The following is a 25,202-nucleotide window of genomic DNA, read 5'->3' as shown; positions in this document are numbered from 1 at the left end:
GACGGCATGCCCGGCCGGGCGCACGGTCGGGACCACCGCACGGAGGGAGGGGCTCCGGTGCGGGCAACCGTGCAGGCCGGGGCGGTGGGAGCGGTCCCAGGGCGCGGATTCCGCAGCGATCTCGACACGGCCAAAAGCCAATGGACCGTACCTGCACGGCCGTTGACAGTCAGCGGTGGTCACCGCACGATGCAACGCGGCACGACGGTGTTACCCGGCGGTCACTCCGGACGGGTGTTCCGCCGGAGCGGCGTGGGCGAACCCCCGCCACCCCCTCGACCTGCCAGGACCCTCGCCGCGCCGTCCGTCGTCGGCACGGTGCACCCGGTGCGCTCCGCCTGTTCGCGCTGCCGTTCCCCAACTCACCGGCACCGTCCGCCGGTACCGACCGCCGGTACCGACCGCAGCAACGTCAGTCGGCTCCACCCGCCGGCCGCCTCCGCTTCGCCCTGCCCGTTTCGCCCTGCCCGTTCGGCCCGTCAGGAGCGCCTGTGACCCCCCAGCCGGCCCGTTCCGCCGTCCGCGACCTCGTCGTCGCGCTCAGCCCCTTCGAAGAGCCCCACCCCAGGATCGTCGTGGCCGCCGAACGCGCGGGCGCCCTCGGTCTGCTCGACCTCGGCAGAGACGCCTGCCGGGCCCGCGAGGGCCTGGCCGAAGCGGCGCGGAGCCTGCAGCAGCCCTACGGCGTCCGCGTGCCGGTCGGCTGCCCGGTCTGGCCGGACGAGCTGCCGGCGGAGGTGGACACCGTACTCCTGGCGGATCCCGCCCAGCACCCGAGCCCCGCCGCTTGGGCGGCCGGCGGGGCCCGGCGGGTCTGGGCCGAGGTGACCAGCCCGCAGGAGGCGGTGGCCGCCGTGGCCGCCGGGGCCGACGCGGTCGTCGCGAAGGGGCACGAGGCGGGCGGGCGGGTCGGCGAGCTGACGGCGTTCGTCCTGCTGCAGCGGCTGCTGGCGGACCCGGACGTGACGGTGCCCGTGCTGGCCCAGGGCGGGATCGGCCCGCACACCGCGGCCGCCGCCGTGGCGGGCGGCGCCGCGGGAGTGCTGCTCGACGCGCAACTCGCCCTCACCACCGAGGGCGAGGCCGCCCTCCCCGGGGAGATCACCTCCGTCCTGCGCGCGATGGACGGCAGCGAGACCGCCGTCGTCGCGGGCCACCGGATCTACACGCGCCCCGACCTCACCCCGCCCGATCCCGCGGGACTGGTCGACCGGCTGGGCGCCCGCTCGCTGCGCACCCACGTCCTGCCCCTCGGCCAGGACGGCGCCTTCGCCGCCCGCCTCGCGGTCCGCCACCGTACGACGGGCGGCGTCGTGCAGGCCGTCCGGGAGGCGGTCTCCGCCCACCTGAACGCCGCCGTGCGGAGCGCGCCGCTGCGGCCGCGGGCCGGGGAGCCGCACCTGCCCGTGGCCCAGGGCCCCATGACCCGGGTCAGCGACCGGGCCGCCTTCGCCGAGGCCGTCGCGGACGCGGGCGGGGTCCCGTACCTGGCGCTGGCCGTCATGCCCGGCGACGAGGTCCGTGCCCTGCTCGCCGAGACGGCCCGGCGCCTGGGCTCCCGGGCCTGGGGCGTGGGCCTGCTCGGTTTCGCACCGCCCGAGCTGCGGGCGGAGCAGCTGGCCGCGGTGGCCGGGAGCCGCCCCCCGTACGCGATCATCGCGGGCGGGCAGCCCGCCCAGGCGGCCCCGCTGGAGGCCGCGGGCACCCGTACGTACCTGCACGTCCCCTCCCCCGGGCTGCTGGAGCGGTACCTCGCCGAGGGCGCCCGGCGGTTCGTCTTCGAGGGGCTGGAATGCGGCGGCCACATCGGGCCCCGGTCCTCCTTCACGCTCTGGGAGGAGCAGATCGACCGGCTGCTGGCGCACGAGAACGCATCGGAGCTGGACGTCCTCCTCGCCGGCGGCGTCCACGACGAGCGGTCGGCGGCCATGGCCGCCGTCGCGGCGGCCCCGCTCGCCGAGCGGGGCGCCCGCATCGGCGTGCTGATGGGCACCGCCTACCTCTTCACCTCGGAGGCGGTGGCCGCGGGGGCCGTACTGCCCGGTTTCCAGGCCGCCGCCGTCGCCTGCGAGGCGACCGTCCTCCTGCGGACCGCGCCCGGTCACGCCACCCGGTGCGCGGCGACCGAGTACGCCGACACCTTCGAGGGGGCACGGCTGCGGCTGTCGCAGGACGGTGCGAGCCCGCGCGAGGTGTGGGAGGAGTTGGAGCGACTCAATCTCGGGCGGCTGCGCATCGCCAGCAAGGGTGTGCGGCACGGGAGCACCGGGCCGGTGCCGGTGAGCGAGGAGGAGCAGCGGCGCGACGGCCTGTTCATGCTCGGCCAGGCCGCGACCGCCCGGTCGGCCACCACCACGGTCGCCGCGCTGCACGCACAGGTGACGGAAGGGGCGTGCGCCTTCCTGGAGCGCAGGGCGCGGGAACTCGCCCCGGCCGCGCCGCCCGTGGCGGAGCCGGCCGAGCCGTTGGACATCGCGATCGTCGGCATGGCCTGCGCCTATCCGGGCGCGGGGGACCTGGCAGATTTCTGGGCGAACGTCGTCGCGGGCCGGGACGCGGTCACCGAGGTGCCGCCGGACCGGTGGGATCCCGCGCTCCACTACGACCCGGACCCGGCCCGGTCCGGGGAGCGCACCCCCTCGCGGTGGGGCGGATTCCTTCCCCCGGTGCCCTTCGACGCGCTCGCGCACGGCATCCCGCCGGCCTCCCTGTCCGGGATCGAGCCGGTGCAGCTGCTCGCCCTGGAGATCGCCGGCCGCGCCCTCGCGGACGCCGGGTACGGGGGCGGGCGCGCGTACGACCGCTCGCGCACCTCGGTCGTCTTCGGCGCGGAGGCGGGTACGGACCTGGCGGGCGCCTACGGGTTCCGCGCCCTGTACCCCGGCTACCTGGGGGAGCTGCCGCCGGAACTGGACGGCCAGCTGCCGAGGCTGACGGAGGACTCCTTCCCGGGCGTCCTGGCCAACGTGATCGCGGGCCGGATCGCCAACCGGCTCGACCTCGGCGGCGCGAACTGCACGGTCGACGCGGCCTGCGCCTCGTCGCTCGCCGCGCTGGACCTGGCCTGCCGCCAGCTCCGCTCGGGGGACAGCGACATGGTGCTGTGCGGCGGGGCGGACGTGCACAACGGCATCAACGACTACCTGATGTTCGCCTCCGTACGGGCCCTGTCCCCCACCGGCCGGTGCCGTCCCTTCGCCGCGGACGCCGACGGGATCGCGCTGGGCGAGGGGGTCGCGGCGGTGGTGCTCAAGCGGCTGGAGGACGCGCGGCGGGACGGCGACCGGGTGTACGCGGTCGTCAAGGCCGTCGGCGCGTCCAGCGACGGGCGCTCCCTCGGGCTCACGGCGCCCCGGCCCGACGGTCAGCGGCGCGCCCTGGAGCGGGCCTACGAGCGGGCGGGCGTCTCACCGGCCGAGGTGGGTCTTGTCGAGGCGCACGGTACCGGCACCGTCGTCGGCGACGGCACGGAACTGGCGGTGCTGACCGCTCTGTTCGACGCTTCCGGGAACCCGGGCTGCTCCCTCGGGTCGGTCAAGTCCCAGATCGGCCACACCAAGTGCGCGGCCGGCCTGGCCGGGCTGATCAAGGCCGCGCGGGCGGTACATGCCGGGGTGCGGCCGCCGACGCTGCACCTGGACCGCCCGCATCCCGACTGGCGGGCCGAGGAGGGGCCGTTCTTCTTCGACGCCGAGGCCCGGCCGTGGGCGGTGCCCGCACGGCAGCGGGTCGCCGGCGTGAGCGCCTTCGGCTTCGGCGGTACGAACTACCACGCCGTGCTGGCGGGTTGCGAGGACGAGCCCCCGCACGGGTTGGACGCGTGGCCCGCGGAGCTGTTCTGCTTCCGTGGCGCCGACCACCGTGCGGTCGGGCGGGCGATGGACCGGCTGGCGGCCCGGTTGGCGCAGAACGACGGCGCGGGGCGGCCCTGGCCGCTGCGCGACCTGGCGGCCGAGGCGGCCGCCTCGGCGACCGGTCCCGTACAGGTCTCGGTGATCGCCGAGAGCCTGGACGACCTCGCCGTCAAGCTGGAGCGGGCCCGCGCCCTCAGTGCGGGCGAGGGGGTGTACGTACGGGCCGTGTGGGCGGATCCCGGGCAGGTGGCGTTCCTCTTCCCCGGACAGGGCAGTCAGCGCCCGGGCATGCTGGGAGACCTGTACGTCGCGTTCCCGGGGCTGCGGCGCCTGCTGGACGAGGCTCCGGCGCAGGTGGTCGCCGCGATGTTCCCGCCGGCGGCGTTCACCCCGCAGGAGCGGTCGCGGCAGCGCGCGGCGGTCACCGATACCCGCGTCGCCCAGCCCGCGCTGGGTCTGGCGGGCGCGGCCGCGCACCTGCTGCTCGGTTCGCTCGGCGTCCGGCCGGACTGCGCCGCCGGGCACTCGTACGGGGAGCTGACCGCGCTGTGGGCCGCGGGCTCCCTCGACACCGGGGCGCTGCTGCGGCTGAGCGCCCGCCGGGCGTCGGCCATCCTGGAGGCGGCCGGAGCGGATCCCGGGGCGATGGCCGCGGTGACGGCCGGCCCGGAGCGGGTCCGGGACATCGCGGCACGAGCGGGGTGTGTCGTCGCCAACCACAACGCGCCGTCCCAGTGCGTGATCTCCGGCCCCACGGCGGCCGTCGAGGCGGCGCTGGCCGACCTGCGGGCCGCCGGGCTGCGCGGGGAGCGCATTGCGGTGGCCTGTGCCTTCCACAGCGGGGTCGTGGCCGGCGCGGTGGACGGGCTCGCCGCCGAGCTGGCCGGGACCGCGGTGGCGCTGCCCGCCGTTCCGGTCTGGTCCACCGTCACGGCCCGGCCGTATCCCGCGGATCTCGCGGAGGTGCGCGAGGTGCTGGCCCGGCAGGTGGCCGAGCCCGTCCGCTTCGTGGAACAGATCGAGGCCATGTACGCGTCGGGGGTGCGGACGTTCGTCGAGGCGGGGCCCGGCCGAGTGCTGACGGGTCTGGTCGCCCAGATTCTGGGCGGCCGCGCGCACACGGCCGTCGCCGTGGACGCGCCGGGCGACCCGGGCCTGCCCCGGTTGCTGGCCGCGCTCGCGGAACTGGCGGCGGCCGGGGTGCCGGTGGATCCGGAGGTCCTGTTCAAGGGCCGGGCGGCGCTGCTGCCCGAGCGGGCGCCGCGCCGTCCCGGCTGGCTGGTGGACGGCCACCTGGTGCGTACGGCGGACGGTGCGCCGGTGGCGGGCGGACTGCGGCCCGCCCGGCGCGTGCAGCCGCAGCGTCCCGCGGCGGCGGTCGCGGTGGACCGCCGTGAGGAGACCGTACTGGAGTACCTGCGCGGGGCGCGGGAGCTGGTGGCCGCCCAACGCGAGGTCCTGCTGGGCTATCTCGGCGCGGGGGCGGCGGCGGCCGAGCCGGCCGTGACGGGAGGCGCCGGGGCGACTGCCGGCGCGGCGGCAGGGGCGGCGGAAGGCGCGGGGGCGCCGGGCGGGGCTGCGGGCGGAGCCGGGGGCGCGGCGCCCGGTGGGGAGTCGGACGGGGGTTGGGTAGGAGCTGCGGGCGGAGCCGGGGGCGCGGCGCCCGGTGGGGCGTCGGCCGGGGGTCCGGGTGGGGCGGCGGGGGACGCGGCGGTCCCCGGCGCAAGGGGGCCGCTCGGTCGGGACGAGGTCATGGACGCGGTGTTGGAGATCGTCCACGCCCGGACCGGATATCCGAGGGACATGCTGGACCCCGACCTCGACCTGGAGGCCGACCTCTCGGTCGACTCCATCAAGCGGGTGGAGATCGTCGGGGCCCTGGCCGACCGGATCGGTCTGCCACGACAGCTCGACGGCGCGGCGGAGTCGGCCGTGGAGGAACTGTCCCGACTCAAGACGCTCCGCGGGATCGTGGACTGGATCGCGGCCCGGGAACCCGCGGCGCCCACCCCTGCCCCGGCGGGGCCAGCCGCCCCTCCGGGCGGGCCGGCCGCGGCCCAGAAGTGGGGCGCCGCCCCCGGCCAAGAGCCGGACGGGGCCTCCGTCCCGGCCCGGGTCCCGGCCCCGGAGGGGGCCGGGGCGGAGCCGGGCGGGGCGCTCCGCGTCGCCTCCGGCCAGGAGCCCGGCGGGGGGCTCGTACGGCGGCCGGTCCGGTTCCGGGTCGAGACGGTGGCCGTCGGGCCGGCCGCCGCGGGTGATCCGGCCGAGGCACTGGCCGGCCGGTCCTTCGCCGTGGTCGAGGACGGCCTGGGGGTGGGACCCGTACTCACCGCGCTGCTGGAGTCGCACGGCGCGCGGGTCCGCACCGTGCCGGCGGGCGCCGAGGGGTTGGACGGCCTCGTCGATCTGAGCGCCCTGCGCCCCGGGTCCGATCCGGTGCTGCCCGAGGCGTTCGAGAGGCTGCGCGGGGCCCTGGTCGGCGGGGTGCGGTGGCTGATGGTGGTCACCGCGGCGGGCGGGGCGTTCGGGCACGGCCCGGCCGCGCCCGATCCCGTTCCGGGTCTCGGGCTGCGGGGGTTCGCCCGCAGCGCCGCGCTGGAATGCCCGGGGACCGTCGTGCGGGCCGTGGACGTCGACCCGAAGGACCGGCCGGAACGCATAGCCGCGCACCTCCTGGCCGAACTGTGCGCCCCGGACGGGCCGGTTGCCGTCGGTTACACCCACGGCGTCCGTACCGTCCTGCGCACCGTACCCGCGCCGCTCGCGGACACCTCGCCCCCGCGAGTACCGCTGGACCGCGACAGCGTGGTCCTGATCACCGGCGGGGCTCGCGGCATCACCGCCCGAGTCGCCCTCGCCCTGGCCCGCGCCTCGGGCTGCCACGTCGAGCTCGTCGGACGTACTCCCCCGCCCGAGGCCGCCGAGGACCCGGCCCTCGCCTCGGCGCACGACCGCGTGGCCCTGCGCGCCGCGCTGATCGCCGGGGGGCTGCGCACCCCGGCGGAGATCGAGGCGGCCGCGTCCGGGGTCCTGGCCGCCCGCGAGGTACGGGAGACCCTGCGCGCCCTCGACGGCACCGCGGCGTCCGTCCGCTACCACTGCGTCGACGTCACCGACGAGGCCGCGGTACGGACGGTCGTGGCCGGCGTCCGGGCCCGCCACGGCAGGCTCGACGGGATCGTGCACGGCGCGGGCCTGCTCCGGGACTCGTTGCTGCGCGACAAGGACCCGCGGTCCTTCGCCGACGTCTTCGCCACCAAGGTGGACGGAGCCCGCCACCTCGCCGCCGCGGTCGCCGACGAGGGCGCGGCAGAAGCGCCCGCCCCCGCCTTCCTGGCTCTGTTCGGAAGCGTCGCCGGGGTGTACGGCAACCGCGGACAGAGCGACTACGCGGCTGCCAACGACGCCCTGGACACCCTGGCCCACGCGTGGTCCGCGGCCTCCCCCGGCCGCGTCCTCGCCGTCGACTGGGGCCCGTGGGCCGCGGCGGCGGGCGGCATGGTCACCCCCGAGCTGGAGCGCGCGTACGCGCGACGCGGCATCGCGCTGATCGCGCCGGACGCGGGGGTGGAGGCCTTCCTGGCGGAGCTGGCCCACGGCACGGACCCGCAGGTCGTCCTCATGGCCGACGCGGACACCGGCGCCGGCACGGACGCGCACACCGGCGCCCACCCGGACACCGGCGCCGGCGTCGACGCGACGGGGCGGGAGGCCCACCATGGCTGAGCCGCGTCCGACCGATGCCGCGATCGTCGGCATGGGCGCCGTGTTCCCCGGCGCCGGCGACCTCTGCGCCTACCGGCACAACCTCTTCACCGGGGTCGACGCCATCACCGACGTTCCGCCCGGGCGTTGGGATCCCGAGGTGTACTACGCCCCCGACGGGCCGTCCGGCAGTGACCGGTTCTACTGCCGGCGGGGCGGATTCGTCGACGACCTCGCCTCCTTCGACCCCACCCGCTTCGGCATCATGCCGGCCACCGTGGCGGGGGCCGAGCCCGACCAGCTGCTGGCCCTGCACGCCACCGCCGAGGCCATCGCCGACGCGGGCGGCGAGGACCGGCTCCCGGCGGACCGGGCGCGGATCGGCGTGGTGCTCGGCCGGGGCGGATTCATGGGGGTGGCGACCGCCCGCCTCGACCAGCGCGTCCGCACCGCGCACCAGTTGAGCGCCACCCTGCGCGAGCTGGCGCCGGAGCTGGGGGACGACCGGATCGCCGCGATCCGGCGGGCCTTCCAGAACGCTCTGGGGCCGGAGCGGCCGGAGGCGTCCATCGGCCTCGTGCCCAGCTTCACCGCGGCCCGCACCGCCAACCGGCTCGACTTCCGCGGCCCCGCCTACACCCTGGACGCGGCGTGCGCCTCCTCGCTGCTGGCGGTGGACCAGGCGGTCGCCCTGCTGGCCGCCGACCGCTGCGACCTGGTCGTCGCGGGAGCCGTCCACCACTGCCACATCGCCACGCTGTGGAGCGTGTTCACCCAGTTGGGCGCGCTCAGCCCCAGCGAGCGCATCCGCCCCTTCGACCGGCGGGCCGACGGCACGCTGCTCTCCGAGGGGACGGGCGTGGTGGTGCTCAAGCGGCTCGCGGACGCCCGACGGGACGGCGACCGGGTGTACGCGGTGATCCGCGGGGTCGGCGTGGCGGGCGACGGCCGTGCGGCGAGCCTGATGAGCCCTTTGGTGGACGGGCAGGTCCAGGCGCTGGAGCGGGCCTGGACGACGGCGGGCCTCGATCCGACGGCCAGGGGGTCGATCGGTCTGCTGGAAGCCCACGGCACCGGCACCCCGGTCGGTGACGAGGCGGAACTCACCACTTTGGCCCGGGTGTTCGGGTCTCCGGGCGACGCCGGCGCGGTAGCGCTCGGCTCCGTCAAGTCCATGCTGGGGCACACCATGCAGGCCTCCGGCATGGCCGGGCTGATCAAGGCGGCGCTCGCCGTCCACGAGGGGGTGCTGCCGCCGACCCTCCACCTCGACGATCCCCACGAGGCCCTCGCGCGGACCCGGATGCGCCCGGTCCGCACGGCCGAGCCCTGGGAGCGGGGCCCGCAACCCCGCCGGGCCGCGGTCAACGCCTTCGGATTCGGGGGCATCAACGCACACGTGATCCTGGAGGAGGCTCCCCGCGCCCGCGCGAACCGGCCCCCGGTTCGCCGCTTCCTCCCGCTGCCGGCCGCACGCGGCGGCGCCGGCCGCCCCGGGAAGGCAACCGGACCCGCCGCGCGCGGGTCCGCCGCACCCGCGTCCGTACTCCTCCTCTCGGCGCACGGCCATGAGGAGCTGGCCCGCCTGCTGGCCTCGCCGGAAGCCGCGGCCGCCACCGCCACCGCCTCCGAAGCCTCCCGAGACGCACGAGCCTTCGAGCACGGTGGTCCGTACCGGCTGGCGATCGCCGGGCCGACCCCGGAACGCCTGGAACTGGCCGCCAAGGTCCTCGCGCGCGGCCGTCCCTGGCGCGGCCGGGGCGGGGTGTGGTTCACGCCCCGGCCGCTGCTCGGCCCGTACGCCGCCGAGCCGGGCGGCGGGCTCGCCCTGCTCTTCCCGGGCCTGGAGCCGGAATTCGCACCCGCCCTGGAGGAGGTGGGCGCCGGCCTGGGCCTGGCGGCACCCGCGCTCCGCGGCGGCGGCGGGCTCGTCGAACGGGCCCTCGACGCCCTCGCCGCCGGCCGCTTCTTCGCCCGGGTCCTGGCCGAACTGGACATCCGGCCGGACCTGGTGGCGGGGCACAGCCTCGGCGAGTGGGCCGCGATGGTGGTCGCCGGGATGTACCCGCAGGACGCGGTCGACACCTTCCTCGGCTCACTGCGGCCCGGCTCGCTCGCCGTGCCGGACCTCGTGTACGCGGCCCTCGGCTGCGGCGCGCGGCAGGCGGCGGCCGCCCTGCACGGCCTGGAGGGCGTGGCCGTCAGCCACGACAACTGCCCGCACCAGTCGGTGGTCTGCGGACCGCCGGAGCGGATCGCGGCGGTGCTGGGCCGGCTGGCCGCCGAGGGAGTGCCGGGTCAGGAGCTGCCCTTCCGGTCCGGTTTCCACACGCCCATGTGGGAGCCGTACCTCGGCCAGGTGCGGGCCGCGTTCGCGCGGCTGCCGCTGCGGGCCGCCGAGCTCCCCGTCTGGTCGGCCACCACGGCCGCCCCGTACCCGGCAGGTCCGCGGGAGATCCAGGAGCTGGTGATCCGGCACCTGCTGGAGCCGGTGGACTTCCGTTCCCTGACCCTGCGGCTGCACGAGGCGGGCGTACGGGTCTTCGTCTCGGCCGGGCCGGGCAGCCTCACCGGCTTCGTCGAGGACACCCTGCGCGGGACGGAGCACCTCGCGGTCGCCGCCTCCACCCCGCGCCACTCGGGGCCGGACGCCGTGCGCCACCTGGCCGCGGCGCTCTGGACCGAGGGCCTGCAGCCCCGCTGGGACCGGTTCGCCGACCGGTCGGCGCCGCCGCGCGAGGGGAACCGGGTCCGGCTCGACCTGGGCTCCCCCCTGGTGCGCCTGAACGGCGCCGCCGGGGTCCTGCGGGAAGCCGGTCCCCGCACCGGTCCGCGCCGCATCGCCGCCGTCACCGGAAGGCCCGTGCTGCGGTCGGCCCTGGACGCCGTCCTCGACGAGACGGAAGCGGCTGCCCGTGCCGTCACCGAGGCCCTGACCGCGGCACCTCCGGCCCCGTCCCCCGCCACCGCGTCGGCCACCGTACCCCCGGCTCCGGCCCCAACCCCGGCCGCCGTCCCGCCCGGCACCGCCGCGCCGCCACCGGCCCCGGCCGGCGCCCCGGACCCGCGTGCCGCCACCGGGGCTGCTCCCGACACAGCCACCGGGTCCCCGCCCGGCGCCGGCCGCGCGGCCCCGCCCGGTGCGTCGCCTCTCCGGCCCGCCGCGGAGGCATCCGCGCGGACGCCGCGGACGCGGACGCGCCGGCTCTCCCTCGACACCCTCCCCTCCGTCCGCGACCACTGCGTCTACCTGCAGCCCGAGGACTGGCCGGAGGAGTCCGACCGCTTCCCCGTCGTCCCCATGACCACCATGCTGGAACTGGCCGCCGAAGCCGCCCTCGCCGACCGTCCGGGGCAGCTCGTCACCGGCTTCGACGACATGCGCGCCCTGCGCTGGCTGCCCGTGGCTCCCCCCGTCGACATCGAGTTCACCACCCGCCCGGACGGCGACGGCCGGGTCCGGGTGACCATCGGCGACTGCGCCAGCGTCACCGTCCTCCTCGGGTCCGGCCACGGAGCGCCGCCCGCCCCCGACCCGACCCCGCTCACGGCCGAGCGCCCCGCGCCGGTCTCCGCCGAGGCGCTCTACCGGGACCGCTGGATGTTCCACGGCCCCCGCTTCGCCGGAGTCCACGAGGTCGCCTCCGTCGGGGACGACGGCATCCGAGGGGTGCTCCGGGCACTGCCCGCCCCGGGCGCCCTGCTCGACGCCGCCGGGCAGCTCCTCGGCCACTGGATGCAGTTGCGCCTGGACTCGGACAAGCTCGTGTTCCCCGCCGTCCTCGCACGGATCCGGCTGTACGGGCCCCCGCCCGCGCCGGGGACACTGCTCGCGGCCACCGCCCGTATCCGCGCGGTGGGGCCCACCTCCGTACGCGGTGACGTGGAGCTCCGTACCCCCGGCGGCGGCGCGGTGTGGGCGCGGCTGGAGGACTGGACCTACCGCCGGTTCGCCGCCGACGAGCGGGTGTGGCCGATGAAGTTCACCCCGGAGGTGTCCGGGATCGGCGAACCCCAGCCCGGCGGCTGGTGCGCGGCCGCCCGCCGCTGGAGCGACCCCGCCTCGCAGGAACTGGTCATGCGGCGCTACCTCGGCGCCGCCGAGCGCGCCGAGTACGAGCGGCTCGCGCCGCGCGCCCGCAACCCCTGGCTGCTGGGCCGGATCGCGGCCAAGGACGCCCTGCGGCAGTTGCTGTGGGACCGGGGCGCCGGGTCGGTGTTCCCGGCGGAGGTCACCGTCGGCCACGACGGGGCGGGCCGCCCCGTGCCGGGCGGCTTGGCCGCCGGCCTGCATCTGACCCTGGCGCACAAGGACCGGGTCGCCGTCGCCCTGGCGCACCCCGACGCCCCCGTGGGCATCGACGTCGAGACGGCGGCCGAGGATCCGGGCGCGCTGATCCGCGTCGCGCTGACCGCGGACGAACGCCGCCTCGCCGAGCGGCTCGCGGCCCGGGACGGGTCCGCTCTCGCGTCCGCCGCCACCCTCCTGTGGTGTGCCAAGGAGGCCGCCGCGAAGGCGGAGGGCACGGGGCTCGGGGGGCGGCCGGTGCGGTGGCGGGTGAGCGAGGACCCCGCGGGCGGGCTGCGGGTCCTGTCCCCGGCCGGCCGCACCCACCGCATCGGCACCGCCACGCACGCGGGGCACCTGGTCGCCTGGACCGTCCCCACCGCCCCGATCCCTTCCACCGACCCGACCGCTCCGACCGCTCCGACTGGTTCGACTGGTTCGACTGGTTCGACTGGTTCGACCGCTCCACCCGCTCCGCCCGAGGGCCTCGCTCGCGCCCCGCACCCCGCCCCCGCAGTCCTTCCGACCCCCACGGAGAACAGCCATGGCATCTGACATCCTCGCCGAGATCACCGGCATGCTCGTCCGCGTCGTCGGCGACGAGTTCCTCCTCGCCGACGAGGTCACCATGAAGACCACGTTCAACGAGGACCTGGCGCTGGAGAGCATCGAGTTCGTCGCTCTCGCCGAGCTGCTGCACGAGCGCTACGGCTCCGGGGTCGACCTGATGGGCTTCCTCGCGGAGAAGGACATGGAAGCGATCCTGGCCATGTCGGTCGGCGAGCTCGTCGACCACATCGCGCGGGTCGCCCACGGCGGGCCGACCGCCCTGCCCGTCCGCCCGGTCACGACGGCCTGACCGCCATGGCCGAGATCCTCGCCAACGCGCTGCGCTTCCACGTGCAGCGGCTGCCCGCGGCGGACGTCCCCGACCCCGGGACCGCGGTGGGCGGCCCGGGCACCCCGGTCGTCTTCCTGCACGGTCTCGTCGTCGACAACCTCTCCAGCTTCTACTGCCCGTTGGCCGTCCCGCTGGCCCGGGCCGGGCACGAGGTGGTCCTCTACGACCTGCGCGGTCACGGCCTCAGCGAGCGTCCGCCCGAGGGGTACGACAGCCGCAGCGCCGTCCGGGACCTGCTCGCCCTGCTGTCCGCGCTCGGACTGGACGGCCGTCCGGTCCACCTGGTCGGCAACAGCTACGGCGGCACGCTCGCCCTGCACACCGCCCTCGCCCGACCCGACCTCGTCGCGGGGCTGACCCTGCTCGAACCGCCCCTCAGCGGCCCCTGGGTGGAGAACATGGTCGACACCCTGTCCGTCGCCGCGCTCAGCCTGGAGGACAGCCAGGTCCCCGCCGAGCTGCTCTCGCTGCGGCTGCGCAAGGCGGCGAAGCTGACGGCCGTCGCCGACGCGCTGCTGAACGGCACCACCCTGATCGACGACATCGCGGCCGGCCGCACCTTCACACCCGCCGACTACGCCGGGCTCGACTGCCCGGTCCTGGTCGTCTGCGGGGAGCACTCCGAACTGGTTCCCGGCGCCGCGGAGCTGGCCCGGCACGCCCCGCGCTGCACGCTGCGGATCCTGCCCGGGCTCGGGCACGACGTGCTCAAGGAGCCCGGCGGAGTGCTGCGCGGGGACGTACTGGCGCACGCCGCGGCCGTCCGCCGGGCCGGAACGGGAGCGCTGATCGTATGAGGTTCCTGTTCGTCGTCCCGCCGCTGGCCGGCCACGTGAATCCGACCGTGGCCGTCGCCGCCGAACTGGCCGCCCGCGGGCACGAAACCGCCTGGACCGGGCCGGCCGAGGTGCTGTCCGCGCTGCTGCCCGCGCACGCCCGGCTGCTCCCCTCCGGAGACGCCGCCGGCCCCGGGCCCGGTGGGTACGCCGCGCTGCACGGGCGGTGGCGGGACCTGCGGGGTATCGCGGCGCTGCGGTTCCTGTGGGCGGAGGCGCTGGTGCCGTTGGCCCGTGCGATGGTGCCCGGCGTCGAACGGGCCGTCGCGGCCTTCGCCCCCGACGTGGTGGTCGCCGACCAGCAGGCGTTGGCGGGAGCCGTGGTCGCCCGGCGGCTCGGCGTGCCCTGGGCCACCTCGGCGAGTACCTCGGCCGAGTTCACGCGGCCCTTCGCCGGATTCCCCAAGGTCGGCGCGTGGGTGGCGGACCAGCTGGCCGGGCTGCTGGCCGAGTGCGGGGCGCCGCCCGGCTGGGATCCCCGGTTCTCGGACCGGCTGGTGCTGGTCTTCTCGACGCCGGAGCTGTTCGGGGGCGCCGAACCGCTGCCCGCGCACTACGCCTGCGTGGGACCGGCTTTCGGGGCCCGCCCGGCCGGCGCGGACTTTCCCTGGCAGCGGCTCGACCCGGACCGCCGCCGGGTGCTGGTCTCCCTCGGCACGCTCAACCAGGAGGCGGGTTCGCGGTTCTACGCCGCGGCTCTGGCCGCCGGGGAGCGGTTGGCGGACCGGGTGCAGCTGATCGTGGCCGCCCCCCGGCACCTGGCCGACCCGGTACCGGCACGCGCCCTGCTCCAGGAGGCGGTTCCGCAGCTGCGGCTGCTGCCCCACCTGGACGCGGTCGTCAGCCACGGCGGCCACAACACGGTGTGCGAGGCCCTCGCGCACGGCCTGCCGCTGGTCGTGGCTCCGATCCGGGACGACCAGCCGATCGTCGCGCAGCAGGTCGTCGACGCCGGGGCCGGGGTCCGGGTGCGCTTCGGCCGGGCACGGCCGGCTGACCTGCACGACGCGCTCACCGCCGTACTGGAGGACTTCGGCCCGCACCGTCGTGCGGCCCGGCGGATCCAGGCGTCCTTCGCCGCCGCGGGTGGCGCCGCCACCGCGGCCGACAGGTTGGAGAAGCTGTCATGAGCCCATGGGTTTCCGTCGTGATCACCGCCGCTCTCGGCGCGGGGACGGTACGGGCGCGTCGCCGCCTGCACGCGCTGCCGGTGCTGCCCGCCGGCTCGGCGCCCACCGGCTCGGAGTCTGCGGGCTCGGAGTCTGCGGGCTCGGAGTCTGCGGGCTCGGAGTCTGCCGGCTCCGAGCCCGCCGTCGTCGCGGGGCCTGCCGTCGCGGGGCCTGCCGTCGGGGAGTGCTCCGGGCGGCCGCCTCGACGGCTGCTCACCGCCCGGGGCGTGGTGGTGGATGCGGGGGTCCTCGCGGCCGCCCGGGCCCACGCCGACCGGGAGGATCTGGACGTGCTGGAGCTGCTGCCGGCGGACCTGGCCGCGGAGGAGGCCCTCGGACTCCTGCGGCTGGTCGACCCGGCCCGGTACCGCCGGGACCGGCTGGCCGCCGGGCGGGGCGCGGGGTACGCGGTGCTCGTCGGCGCGGACGTCCTGGAGCGGGCCGGAATCGATCCCGACCGGTCCTGGGACCGGGCGGAACTCCTCGCGCTCGGCCGCCGTTTGAAGGAGTACGCCACCGCCTCGACGGATCTGGCCGTCGCCCCGGGCATCGGCTGCCGTGCGGTGTCCGCCGGTCCGGGAGGCCGCGCTGCCGAGCTGCGCGCGCAGGGTCTGGCGCCGGGTCCGCTGTCGGCGGTCCAACTGGCCGGTCTCGCGCTGCTGGTGGCGGCGGTCGTACGGGACGGCCGCTGGGGTGTGGCCGCGGCCGCGCTGTACTGGCTGCAGCCCGTGCTGGTACTGGGCACCCGCGGGCCGCTGCGCCCCGCGGACCTGGCCGGGGCGAGCGCGGCGCGGCCGCTGCGGTCGCTGCGTGCCGCGCTGGGCACGGCGGCCGTATCCCGGTCGCCGCGGCGGTCCGAGGCGGACGACCGCAAGGCCGGGTACGCGGCCGAGCCGGCGGGCGGCACGGACCGGTTCCTCGAACCGAGGCGTCCCGACTGCCCCTGGTGCGGCTCGCCGCGGCTGGTGGTGCGGGTCCGGGTGGCGGACCTGCTGCAGGGCAAGCCGGGCCGCTTCACGCTGGAGCAGTGCGCATCCTGCGCGCACGTATTCCAGAACCCCCGGCTGACGGTGGAGGGGCTGGACTTCTACTACCGCGACTTCTACGACGGTCGCGGCGGCGAGGGCGCCGGGGTGGTCTTCGCCCGGCTCGGAGCCCACTACCGGGCGCGGGCCGCGATGCTCGCCCCGTACGCCCGTCCGACCACCTGGCTCGATGTCGGCACCGGTCACGGGCACTTCTGCGACGTCGCCCGTGACGTGTGGCCCGACACGCGCTTCGACGGCCTCGACATGGGCGACGGAATCCAGGAGGCGGAGCGGCGGGGCTGGGTCACCACCGGCTACCAGGGCCAGTTCCCGGACCTCGCCGACAAGTTGGCCGGTCAGTACGAGGCCGTCAGCATGTACCACTACCTGGAGCACACCCGCGATCCGTTCGCCGAACTGGACGCGGCCGCGCGGGTCCTGGCGCCGGGCGGGCACCTGCTGATCGAACTGCCCGATCCTCAGTCGCGGATGGCCCGCCTGCTGGGCCCGCACTGGCTGCCGTGGTTCCAGCCGCAGCACCAGCACCTGATCCCGGCGGGCAACCTCCGGGCGGCGCTGGGCGAGCGCGGCTTCACCGTACTGGCCGAGGAGCACGGTACGGCCCATCAGCACAACGACTTCGTGGGCGCCGTGGCCCTCGTCGCCAACCGGCTCGCCCCCGACCCGGACAGCCCGTGGGCGGATCCGGCCCTGGCCCGGCCCGGGCGGCGCGCGGTACGGCAGGCGGTACGGGCGGCCGCGGTGCCGTGCCTGGCGGCGGCCGCCGCGCTGGACGCCGTGCGCAGCGCCGTGGCCCGCCGTACGGACGGCGGGAACGCGTACCGGCTGTTGGCCCGCAAGGAGTCGCGGTGAACGCCCCGGCGGCGGAGGTGACCGGGGTGCGGTCGCTGTCGCGACGGGCCACCGCCGACCCGCTGTTCCGCCTGGTGGCGCACGCGCTGGAGACGGCGCACGGCCGGCCGCCGGCCGCGGTGTGGAGCGCCCCGCACGCCTTCCACCTCAACTCGCCCGATCTGGTGGCCGCGGCCGGCTGGCCGGTGGCGGCCGCCGCCGCCCCGCGCGAGGACGGCCGGGTGCGGCTCAGCTCGCTCAGCCATCCCGCGCAGAGCTGCGATCTCCCGCTGACCGGCCGCTACCCGGACACCCCGGCCTGGGCGGCCCGCCCCTACGCCCTGCTCCGGACCCTCGCCCGGGCCGGCTACGGCCGCGCCGGCACGGACCTGCACGTGCAGGGGACACTGACCGAGGCCGCCGGACTGCCCCTCCGGGAACCGCTGGACTGCGCGGTCGCGCTCGCCGTGTCCGACGTGCACACCCCGCCGGGCGCGGAGCGGCCCGCACGGGAGCGGCTCGCGGCGCTGCTCCGGGAGGTGGCGCCGCGGGACGACGACGCCCTGCGCGCCGCCGTGCTCTTCGCCCGGCCCGGTACGGCCCTGGACGTGGGCCCGGACGGGGCGCGTCGGAGCGTGCCCTTCGACCCGGCCTCCTCGGGGACGCGCCTGGTCCTCATGGCCGTGCGGGGCTCCGCGGAGGACCGCACGGACGGCCTGGCACTGGGCGCGGCGTGCGCCCGCCGGGCGGGGGCGCTCGGCGCGTGGCCGCCCGGCAGCCGGCCGGGCCGCGGCGTCCTGATGCTGCTGCCCCGGGACCGGCTGACGGGGGTGCGCGCGGCGGTCGCGGACGAGTTCCGCGACCGGGGCCGGCCCGTGCCGCGCTTCGTGAACATCGCCGTGGCCGGGGCGGCCCGGCGCGAGGAATGACCCGGACCCGCCCCGCACGCCGCCGAAGCCGCACCCCGCATCCCCGCACCCCGCATCCCCCACCCTCCGCCCCCACCCCCCGCACCCCCACCGACCCCGCACCCCTGCCCGACCCCGTATCCGACCGCCCGACGCCACAGGAGGCACCCGACATGCGCACCGGACACCCGGCACCGGACATCCCCGTCGCACCACCGCACCGAGGGGGCAGGAGGTGGCGGGCCACCGCGACCGCCCTCGCCTGCGCCCTTGGCCTGGTCACCGCCCTGACCATCGGTAGTTCCGAGGCCGCCGACACCGCTTCGGCGCCGGCCGCCCGGACCGCGGCGGCCCTGCCGAGCTACGACCACGTGGTGGTGGTCGTCTTCGAGAACAAGCAGTACGGGGAGATCATCGGCAGCGCCAACGCCCCGTACGTCAACGAGCTGGCCAACGGCGGCGCGAGCCTCACGGCCATGAAGGCACTGACCCATCCCAGCCAGCCCAACTACTTCAACCTCTTCTCGGGCACCACTCAGGGCATCACGGGCGACGGCTGCTACACGCCGCAGTCGATGACCGCGCCCAACCTCGGTCAGGGGCTCATCGCGGCGGGCAAGACCTTCGCCACGTACAACGAGGACCTGCCGAGCGAGGGGTCCACGGTCTGCACCAGCGGCCAGTACGCGCAGAAGCACAACCCCTGGTTCGCCTTCAAGAACGTACCGCTCAGCACCGGCAAGACCTGGGCGCAGTTCCCGCGCACCGACTTCAACGCCCTGCCCCACCTGTCCTTCGTGGTCCCGAACCAGTGCAACGACATGCACTCGTGTCCGGTGAGCACGGGCGACACGTGGGTCAGGAACAACTTCGACGCGTACGCGCAGTGGGCGAAGGCCAACAACAGTCTCCTGGTGCTCACCTGGGACGAGGACAACTTCCTGGGGTCGAACCAGATCGCCACGGTCTTCTACGGCGCGCACGTCAAGCAGGGCCGGTACGGCAGCGCGTACAACCACTTCAACCTGCTGCGGACCTTCGAGGACCTGTTCGGTACCGGGCACGCGGGCAACGCGGCGAACGCCCAGCCGATCGCGGAGGTCTTCGGGACCGGTGGTGAGGAGCCGCCGCCGGGCGGCGGGCCGGTCGTCGCCGACCCGGGCGCGCAGACCTGCAAGTTCAACCAGTCCTGCACGATCCGGGTGACGGCCACCGGCGGCACGGCCCCGCTGCGGTGGACCGCGACCGGGCTGCCGTGGGGCCTGGCCATGGACGCCTCGACGGGCCGGATCAGCGGCAAGCCCTGGGGGTCCGGCACGGTCCGGATCTCCGCCTCGGTCACCGACGCGGCGGGCAGGTCGGCCACTGCCGCCTTCCCGCTCACCCTCACCTGGTTCTGAGGAACCGGAAGGAGACGTCCGTGTACCTGTCGGCCCGCCGCATCCCTGACGCGGCAGCTCCCGCCGAGAGCGCGGCCCGCCCGGCAGCCGGCCCGGCGGTGGCCGGGAACGTGCTCGTGCTCGGCCTGGTGAGCCTGGTCACGGATGTCTCCGCCGAGATGGTCACCGCGGTCCTGCCGCTCTACCTCGTCGTGGGTCTCGGCATGTCGCCGCTGGCCTTCGGCGCCCTCGACGGGCTGTACCAGGGCGCTACGGCCCTGCTGCGGCTGGCCGGCGGGCAGATCGCCGACCGGACCGAGCGCCACAAGCTCGTTGCGGGTACGGGGTACGCCCTCTCGGCGGTCTGCAAGCTGGGGCTCCTCGCCGTCTCCACCCCGTGGGCGGTGGCGGCGGTCCTGACCGCCGACCGGACCGGCAAGGGCCTGCGCACCGCGCCCCGCGACGCGTTGATCTCCCTGTCCGCCACCCCGGAGGGACAGGGGCGCGCCTTCGGGGTGCACCGGGCCATGGACACGGCGGGCGCGCTGCTGGGCCCGCTCGTGGCCTTCGGCGTGCTGTGGGCGGCCCACGACGCCTATGACGCGGTGTTCACCGTGAGCTTCTGCGCGGCAGCCTTCGCGGTGCTGCTGCTCGCGCTGTTCGTGCGGGACGTCCGCTCCCGGCCCGCACGGGCTCCCGAACCGTCCGGCGGTCGCGATCGGGGGCTGACCACCGTGCTCCGCGACGGGGGTGTGCGGCGCATCGCGTGGGCGGCGGCCGTGCTCGGCGTGTTCACGGTCGGCGACTCGTTCGTCTACCTGCTGCTCCAGCGGCGCCTCGACCTGCCGGCTGCGGCGTTCCCGCTGCTCCCGGTGGCGACGGCGGCCGGGTTCCTGCTGCTGGCGGTCCCGTTCGGCAGGCTCGCGGACCGGGCGGGGCGGGGCCGGGTGTTCCTGGCGGGTCATGCCGCGCTGGTGGCGGCGTACCTGCTGCTCCTGTCCCCCCTGGGCGGCGCGGCCCCGGCAGTGCTGGTCCTGTTCCTCCTCGGGGTGTTCTACGCGGCGACCGACGGCGTGCTGATGGCGGCCGTGGGGCCGCTGCTGCCGACGGGGCTGCGGGCGAGCGGGATGGCTCTGGTGCAGACGGCGCAGGCGCTGGCCCGCTTCGCGGGTGCGCTGCTCTTCGGCGCCGGCTGGACGTACGCGGGGCCCGGCGCGGCGCTGGCCGGGGCGGCCGTCGGTCTCGCCCTGTCGCTTGCGGTGGCCGGGGTGCTGGCCAAGGGAGTGCTGCGATGACACCGAGGACGCCGATGACCCCGCCGCCGATGATGCCGCCGCCGACGCACACCGCGCGGAAGGTCCTGGCCCTTCTCCTGCTCTCCGTGTTGCTGGCGGCGGTGGGCACGGTCGCGGTGTTCCGGGCGGCGGACCGGGCCGACGATCGCGCGCGGGCCCGGCCGGACGGTCCCCGGGCGCTGTCCGGCAAGGTGAGCCTGGACCAGCCGGGCCGGCTGCTGTTCCGCAATCTGGCCTGGGGGCCCGGCCGCGACCTGATCGCCTCGGTCCCGCTGGACCCGCCGCAGGACGCCGACCGGACCACCGCGCCGCAGGAATGCCTGCGCTTCCACGCGGCCGCCGGGACGGGGGTGTGCCTGCGCCGTGCGGGCGGGGTGGTCCCCCAGTACGAGGCGGTGGTCCTCGACTCCGGGCTGCGGCCGGTCCGTTCGTTCGCCGTCCCGGGCACGCCGACCCGGGCGCGGGTCTCGCCCAGCGGGCGGCTCGTCGCCTGGACGGTGTTCGTCAGCGGGGACTCGTACGCGGGCGGCGCGTTCTCCACCCGTACCGCCGTCCATGACACCCGGTCGGGCGCGCTCGCGTCGAACCTGGAGGAGTTCGCCGTGTTCGACGGCGACCGGCGCCTGCGGGCGGCCGACCACAACGTCTGGGGGGTGACCTTCGCCGGCGACGACAACCGCTTCTACGCGACCCTCGCCACGGGCGGCGGCACCCACCTGGTCGAGGGGGACCTGCGGGCCCGCGAACTGCGCGTGCTGCGGGGCAACACGGAGTGCCCCTCCCTCTCCCCGGACGGCACCCGCATCGCGTTCAAGAAGCGGGTGGCGGGGCTGCCGGCCGATGCCCCGTGGCGGCTGTACGTACTGGACCTGCGGACCGGCGCCGAAACGGCGTTGGCGGAGCGGCGGAGCGTCGACGACCAGGCCCTCTGGTACGACGACCGGACGCTGCTCTACTCCCTGCCGGGCGACTTCGGCGGCGACCTGTGGTCGCTGCCCGCGACGGGCGGGGGGACCCCGCGGCTGCTGCTGGAGTCCGCCGTCTCCCCGGCGGTCCGCCCGTAGGGATGCCCGTCACGGGCGCCCGGCCGGTCCGGTCCGGCGCCGATGCAGCACGCCCCCCTCCTCCGCCCGCGGGCCATCCGATCCGGTTCATATCGCCCCATATGGGTAAAATGTTGCAAAAGTGACAGGAGTCGCGACCTCCTCCTCGTGTCCGGAGGCCTATCCGATGGAGCCCTGGCTGATCTGGCTGAGCGCCGCGCTGCTCCTGGGCGCGGCGGAGATCCTCACCTTCTCCGCCGCGCTCGGGTTGCTCGGGGGCGCCGCGCTGATCACCGCGGGGTTCGCGGCGATCGGCCTCCCGCTCCCCTGGCAGTTCCTGGTGTTCGCGCTCCTGGCCACGGTGGGCGTGGTCGTCGTGCGTCCGGTCGCCCTGCGCCACCTGAGCCCACCGCAGAGGGCGCGTTTCGGCGTGGAGGCCCTGGTCGGCGGGGCCGCGTACGTCACCTCCGAGGTGACGGCCCTGGGAGGCAGGGTCCGGATCGGCGGTGAGGAGTGGACGGCCCGCGCCTACGACGAGACGCTGGTGATCCCTCCCGGCACCACCGTCGACGTCATAGAGATCAAGGGCACCACGGCACTCGTCTACCCCCGGGAGTGAACCATGGAAGCATCGGCGTTCCTCGTCGCCGGCCTGCTCGTCGCGGTATTCGCCGTGTTCACGGTGGTGCGCGCCGTGCGCATCGTCCCCCAGGCCCGTGCCCGCAACGTCGAACGGCTCGGCCGCTACCACCGCACGCTCAAGCCCGGCCTCAACGTCGTCATCCCGTACATCGACCGCGTCCATCCGGTGATCGACCTGCGCGAGCAGGTCGTCTCCTTCAAACCGCAGCCGGTCATCACGGAGGACAACCTGGTCGTCGAGATCGACACCGTCCTGTACTTCCAGGTCACCGACCCGCGCGCCGCCGCCTACGAGATCGCCGACTTCCTCCAGGCGGTGGAGCAGTTGACCGTCACCACCCTGCGCAACGTCGTCGGGTCCATGGACCTGGAGAAGACCCTGACCTCGCGCGACACCATCAACAACCAGCTCCGCGGTGTCCTCGACGAGGCCACCGGCAAATGGGGGCTGAGGGTCAACCGGGTGGAGATCAAGGCCATCGACCCGCCGCAGTCCATCAAGGACGCGATGGAGAAGCAGATGCGGGCCGAGCGCGACAAGCGGGCCGCCATCCTCGGGGCCGAGGGCCAGCGCCAGTCCCAGATCCTCACGGCGGAGGGCGACAAGCAGTCCGCCGTCCTGCGCGCCGAGGGCAACCGGACGGCGGAGATCCTCCGGGCCGAGGGCCAGTCGCGGGCCATCGACGAGGTGTTCCAGGCCGTCCACCGCAACGACCCCGACCCGAAACTGCTCGCCTACCAGTACCTCCAGATGCTCCCCCAGCTCGCGCAGGGCCCGGGCAACACGTTCTGGGTGATCCCCGGCGAGGTCACCTCCGCCCTCCAGAACGTGACGCGGGCCTTCTCCGAGGTGCTCCCCCGGTCCGCGGCGACCCGCGCGACGTCCTCGGACGATCTGGCCGTGCAGGCCGCGAACGACGCGGCGAAGGCGGCGGAAGCCGCTGCGGAGGCCCTGGCCGACGCGGCGGAAGCCGACGCCGCCGCCGGCGGGGGTCCTCGTCCCGGCCTCCCCGGCGCAGGCCCCGCCGACCGGCCGCCCGGGGCGCCTCCGCCCGGTCGGCTCGGCTGACGGCCGCCCCCGCCGGCCGGTGCGGCCGGCGGCCGCCGCCGGGGCCCGGGAGAGTACGACGACGAGCGCCCGGTCATCGTTTCGCGCGGTGGGCTCTCCCGCGGGTCCGGGTGGGGTCCGCGTCCGGACCTCAGGCGCGCGGCGGGTCGGGGACGCGGCTGAGCTTGCCCGGCCACCACGCGGGCGGGCCGATGTCCCGGACGAGGGCCGGGACCAGGAGGGAGCGGACGACGAGGGTGTCGAGGAGCACCCCGAAGGCGACGATGAAAGCGATCTGGAGCATGAACGCCAGCGGGATGACCGCGAGCGCGGCGAAGGTGGCGGCCAGGACGACGCCCGCGGAGGTGATCACACCGCCGGTGGCGACCAGCCCGCGCAGCACTCCCTGGCGGGTGCCGTGCCGCAGGGACTCCTCGCGGACGCGGGACATCAGGAAGATGTTGTAGTCGACGCCCAGGGCGACCAGGAAGACGAATCCGTACAGCGGGACGGAGGAGTCGGTTCCGCTGAACCCCAGGAACTGCTGGAACACGACGGCGGAGACTCCCAGGGTCGCGACGAAGCTGAGGGCGACGGTGGCGACCAGGAGGAGGGGCATCACCAGGGAGCGCAGCAGGCCGATGAGGATGGCCAGAATGATCAGGAGAACGACCGGAATGATCAGGGTGCGGTCGTGCTCCGCGGTGCGCTGGGTGTCGTACCGCTGGGCGGTGTAGCCGCCGACCAGGGCGTCCGCGCCGGGTACCGCGTGGACGGCTTGGCGCAGCCGGACGACGGTCCGCTGGGCGGCGCCGCTGTCCGCGGGGGCTTCGAGCGTCGCGTTGAGGCGGATCCGTCCGTCGGCGACGAGCGGGGCTCCGCCGGCCGGTCCCGCGGCGGTCACGGGGACGGCCGCGGCGACACCCTCGGTGCCCTCGGCCGCTCGCCTCACCTCGGCGAGCCGGTCCGCGTCGGCGATCACGACCGCCGGGTTGCCCGCTCCGCCGGGGAAGTGCTCGCTCAGGGTCTGCTGGGCGGCCACGGAGGGGGCGTCGTTCACGAAGATCTCGTCCAGGGGTACTCCCTTGGCCTCCAGGGTCGGTGCGAACGCGGCGCAGGCCAGCAGGGCGGCGAGACTGACGGCCCAGACCCGGCGCGGTGCCCGGTCGACGGTGTTCGCGATGGTCTCCCAGATCCCGCGGCCGGTGCCCTTCTCGCCCGCGTGGCGGAGCTTGGCGGGCCAGTAGGCGGTGCGGCCGAGGAGGAGCAGGACGGCCGGCAGGAAGGTGAGGGTGCTCAGGACGGCGCACAGAATGCCGATGGCTCCCACGGGGCCCAGGGCGCGGTTGTTGGTGAGGTCGCTGAGCAGGAGGGCCAGCAGGCCGAGGGCGACGGTGGCGGCGCTCGCCGTGATGGGGCCGGCCGACCGCCGCAGGGCCGCCCGGACGGCCGTGAAGCGGTCGTCGCCGTGCTCCAGCTCCTCGCGGAAGCGTGCGGTGAGGAGGAGGGCGTAGTCGGTGGCCGCGCCGATCACCAGGATCGACAGGATGCCCTGGACCTGCCCGTCGACGCGGACGACGCCGCGGTCCGCCAGGGCGTAGACGATCGCGCACGCGACCCCCAGGGAGAACACGGCGCTGACGATGATCACCACGGGCAGCAGCACGCTGCGGTAGACCAGGAGCAGGATCAGCAGGACGGCGATCAGGGCCACGGCGAGCAGCAGTCCGTCGATCCCGGCGAAGGCGTCCGTGAGGTCGGCCTGGGTGGCGGCGGGGCCGGCCACCTGCGCGACGGTTCCGGGCACCTGGGCCGCGGCGTCCGCGATCTCCCGCAGCGCCGCGGGCAGTTCCTCGCCGAGGTCGGGCTTGAGCTGGACGACGCCCTGCAGGGCCTCGCCGTCGGCCGAGAGCACGACGGGAGTGGCGGGTCCGGCGACCTGGTCGGTGCCGTTCAGGCCGGCCAGGGCCCGGGTGGCCCGCTCCTGCTGCTGGACTCCGAGCCCGCCGCCCGCGCCCTTCGCGGTCCACACGACGACCGCGGGAAGGCTCTCTTCCTGCCGGAACGCCTGCTGCGCCTCGACGACGCGGGTGGACTCGGCGCTCCTGGGCAGGAAGGCGGCCTGGTCGTTGGTGGCCACCTCGCCGAGCTTCCCTGCGTACGGACCCAGCCCGCCTCCGACGAGCAGCCAGACGACGACGAGGACGACGGGGGCAAGCCATCGGGTGGACCGTGATGAACCTCTGGACATGAC

The 25,202-nt window shown here is 76.1% G+C and carries 13 protein-coding genes; 12 read left to right on the top strand and 1 reads right to left on the bottom strand.

Features of this window, described 5'->3' with window-relative positions; genetic code table 11:
* The first annotated feature begins 491 nt into the window (after nt 1–491).
* From ACWFQ8_RS14640 to ACWFQ8_RS14585, 12 genes are all read left to right on the top strand, one after another.
* Complete coding sequence (locus ACWFQ8_RS14640) at nt 492–7,580, top strand: SDR family NAD(P)-dependent oxidoreductase (protein ID WP_453786571.1); 7,089 nt, start codon at nt 492–494, stop codon at nt 7,578–7,580.
* Nucleotides 7,573–12,402, top strand: coding sequence for a beta-ketoacyl synthase N-terminal-like domain-containing protein (locus ACWFQ8_RS14635; protein ID WP_453786570.1), 4,830 nt, complete (start codon nt 7,573–7,575; stop codon nt 12,400–12,402). Before ACWFQ8_RS14640 ends, ACWFQ8_RS14635 begins: the two co-directional genes overlap by 8 nt.
* Nucleotides 12,392–12,706, top strand: coding sequence for an acyl carrier protein (locus ACWFQ8_RS14630; protein ID WP_453786569.1), 315 nt, complete (start codon nt 12,392–12,394; stop codon nt 12,704–12,706). The genes ACWFQ8_RS14635 and ACWFQ8_RS14630 overlap by 11 nt, the downstream gene beginning before the upstream one ends.
* Nucleotides 12,707–12,711: 5 nt before the next feature.
* On the top strand, nt 12,712–13,545 hold the full coding sequence (locus ACWFQ8_RS14625) for an alpha/beta fold hydrolase (protein WP_453786568.1): 834 nt from the start codon (nt 12,712–12,714) through the stop codon (nt 13,543–13,545).
* Nucleotides 13,542–14,714: a glycosyltransferase gene (locus ACWFQ8_RS14620; RefSeq protein WP_453786567.1), complete on the top strand. Its 1,173-nt coding sequence runs from the start codon at nt 13,542–13,544 to the stop codon at nt 14,712–14,714. The genes ACWFQ8_RS14625 and ACWFQ8_RS14620 overlap by 4 nt, the downstream gene beginning before the upstream one ends.
* A complete protein-coding gene (locus tag ACWFQ8_RS14615; RefSeq protein ID WP_453786566.1) occupies nt 14,711–16,654 on the top strand; it encodes a class I SAM-dependent methyltransferase in 1,944 nt (647 codons plus the stop codon). Before ACWFQ8_RS14620 ends, ACWFQ8_RS14615 begins: the two co-directional genes overlap by 4 nt.
* Nucleotides 16,651–17,562, top strand: a complete 912-nt coding sequence (locus ACWFQ8_RS14610; RefSeq protein ID WP_453786565.1) for a galactokinase — start codon at nt 16,651–16,653, stop codon at nt 17,560–17,562. Before ACWFQ8_RS14615 ends, ACWFQ8_RS14610 begins: the two co-directional genes overlap by 4 nt.
* A gap of 152 nt (nt 17,563–17,714) precedes the next feature.
* On the top strand, nt 17,715–18,941 hold the full coding sequence (locus ACWFQ8_RS14605; protein ID WP_453786564.1) for an alkaline phosphatase family protein: 1,227 nt from the start codon (nt 17,715–17,717) through the stop codon (nt 18,939–18,941).
* Nucleotides 18,942–18,961: 20 nt separating this feature from the next.
* Entirely contained in the window at nt 18,962–20,215 is a 1,254-nt protein-coding gene (locus ACWFQ8_RS14600; protein ID WP_453786563.1) for an MFS transporter, read from the top strand.
* A gap of 29 nt (nt 20,216–20,244) precedes the next feature.
* Complete coding sequence (locus tag ACWFQ8_RS14595; protein WP_453786587.1) at nt 20,245–21,279, top strand: TolB family protein; 1,035 nt, start codon at nt 20,245–20,247, stop codon at nt 21,277–21,279.
* A gap of 166 nt (nt 21,280–21,445) precedes the next feature.
* On the top strand, nt 21,446–21,877 hold the full coding sequence (locus tag ACWFQ8_RS14590) for an NfeD family protein (protein ID WP_453786586.1): 432 nt from the start codon (nt 21,446–21,448) through the stop codon (nt 21,875–21,877).
* 3 nt (nt 21,878–21,880) lie between these two features.
* The gene (locus tag ACWFQ8_RS14585) at nt 21,881–22,969 is read left to right on the top strand and encodes an SPFH domain-containing protein (protein WP_453786562.1); all 1,089 of its coding nucleotides are present in this window, start codon (nt 21,881–21,883) and stop codon (nt 22,967–22,969) included.
* A 130-nt stretch (nt 22,970–23,099) separates the two neighbouring features.
* On the opposite strand, the gene ACWFQ8_RS14580 is transcribed toward ACWFQ8_RS14585, so the two are convergent.
* Entirely contained in the window at nt 23,100–25,199 is a 2,100-nt protein-coding gene (locus ACWFQ8_RS14580; protein WP_453786561.1) for an MMPL family transporter, read from the bottom strand.
* Nucleotides 25,200–25,202 lie beyond the last annotated feature (3 nt).

The sequence above is a fragment of the Streptomyces sp. NPDC055254 genome (genome assembly GCF_053606025.1).
This window is presented reverse-complemented; position numbering and strand designations above follow the sequence as displayed.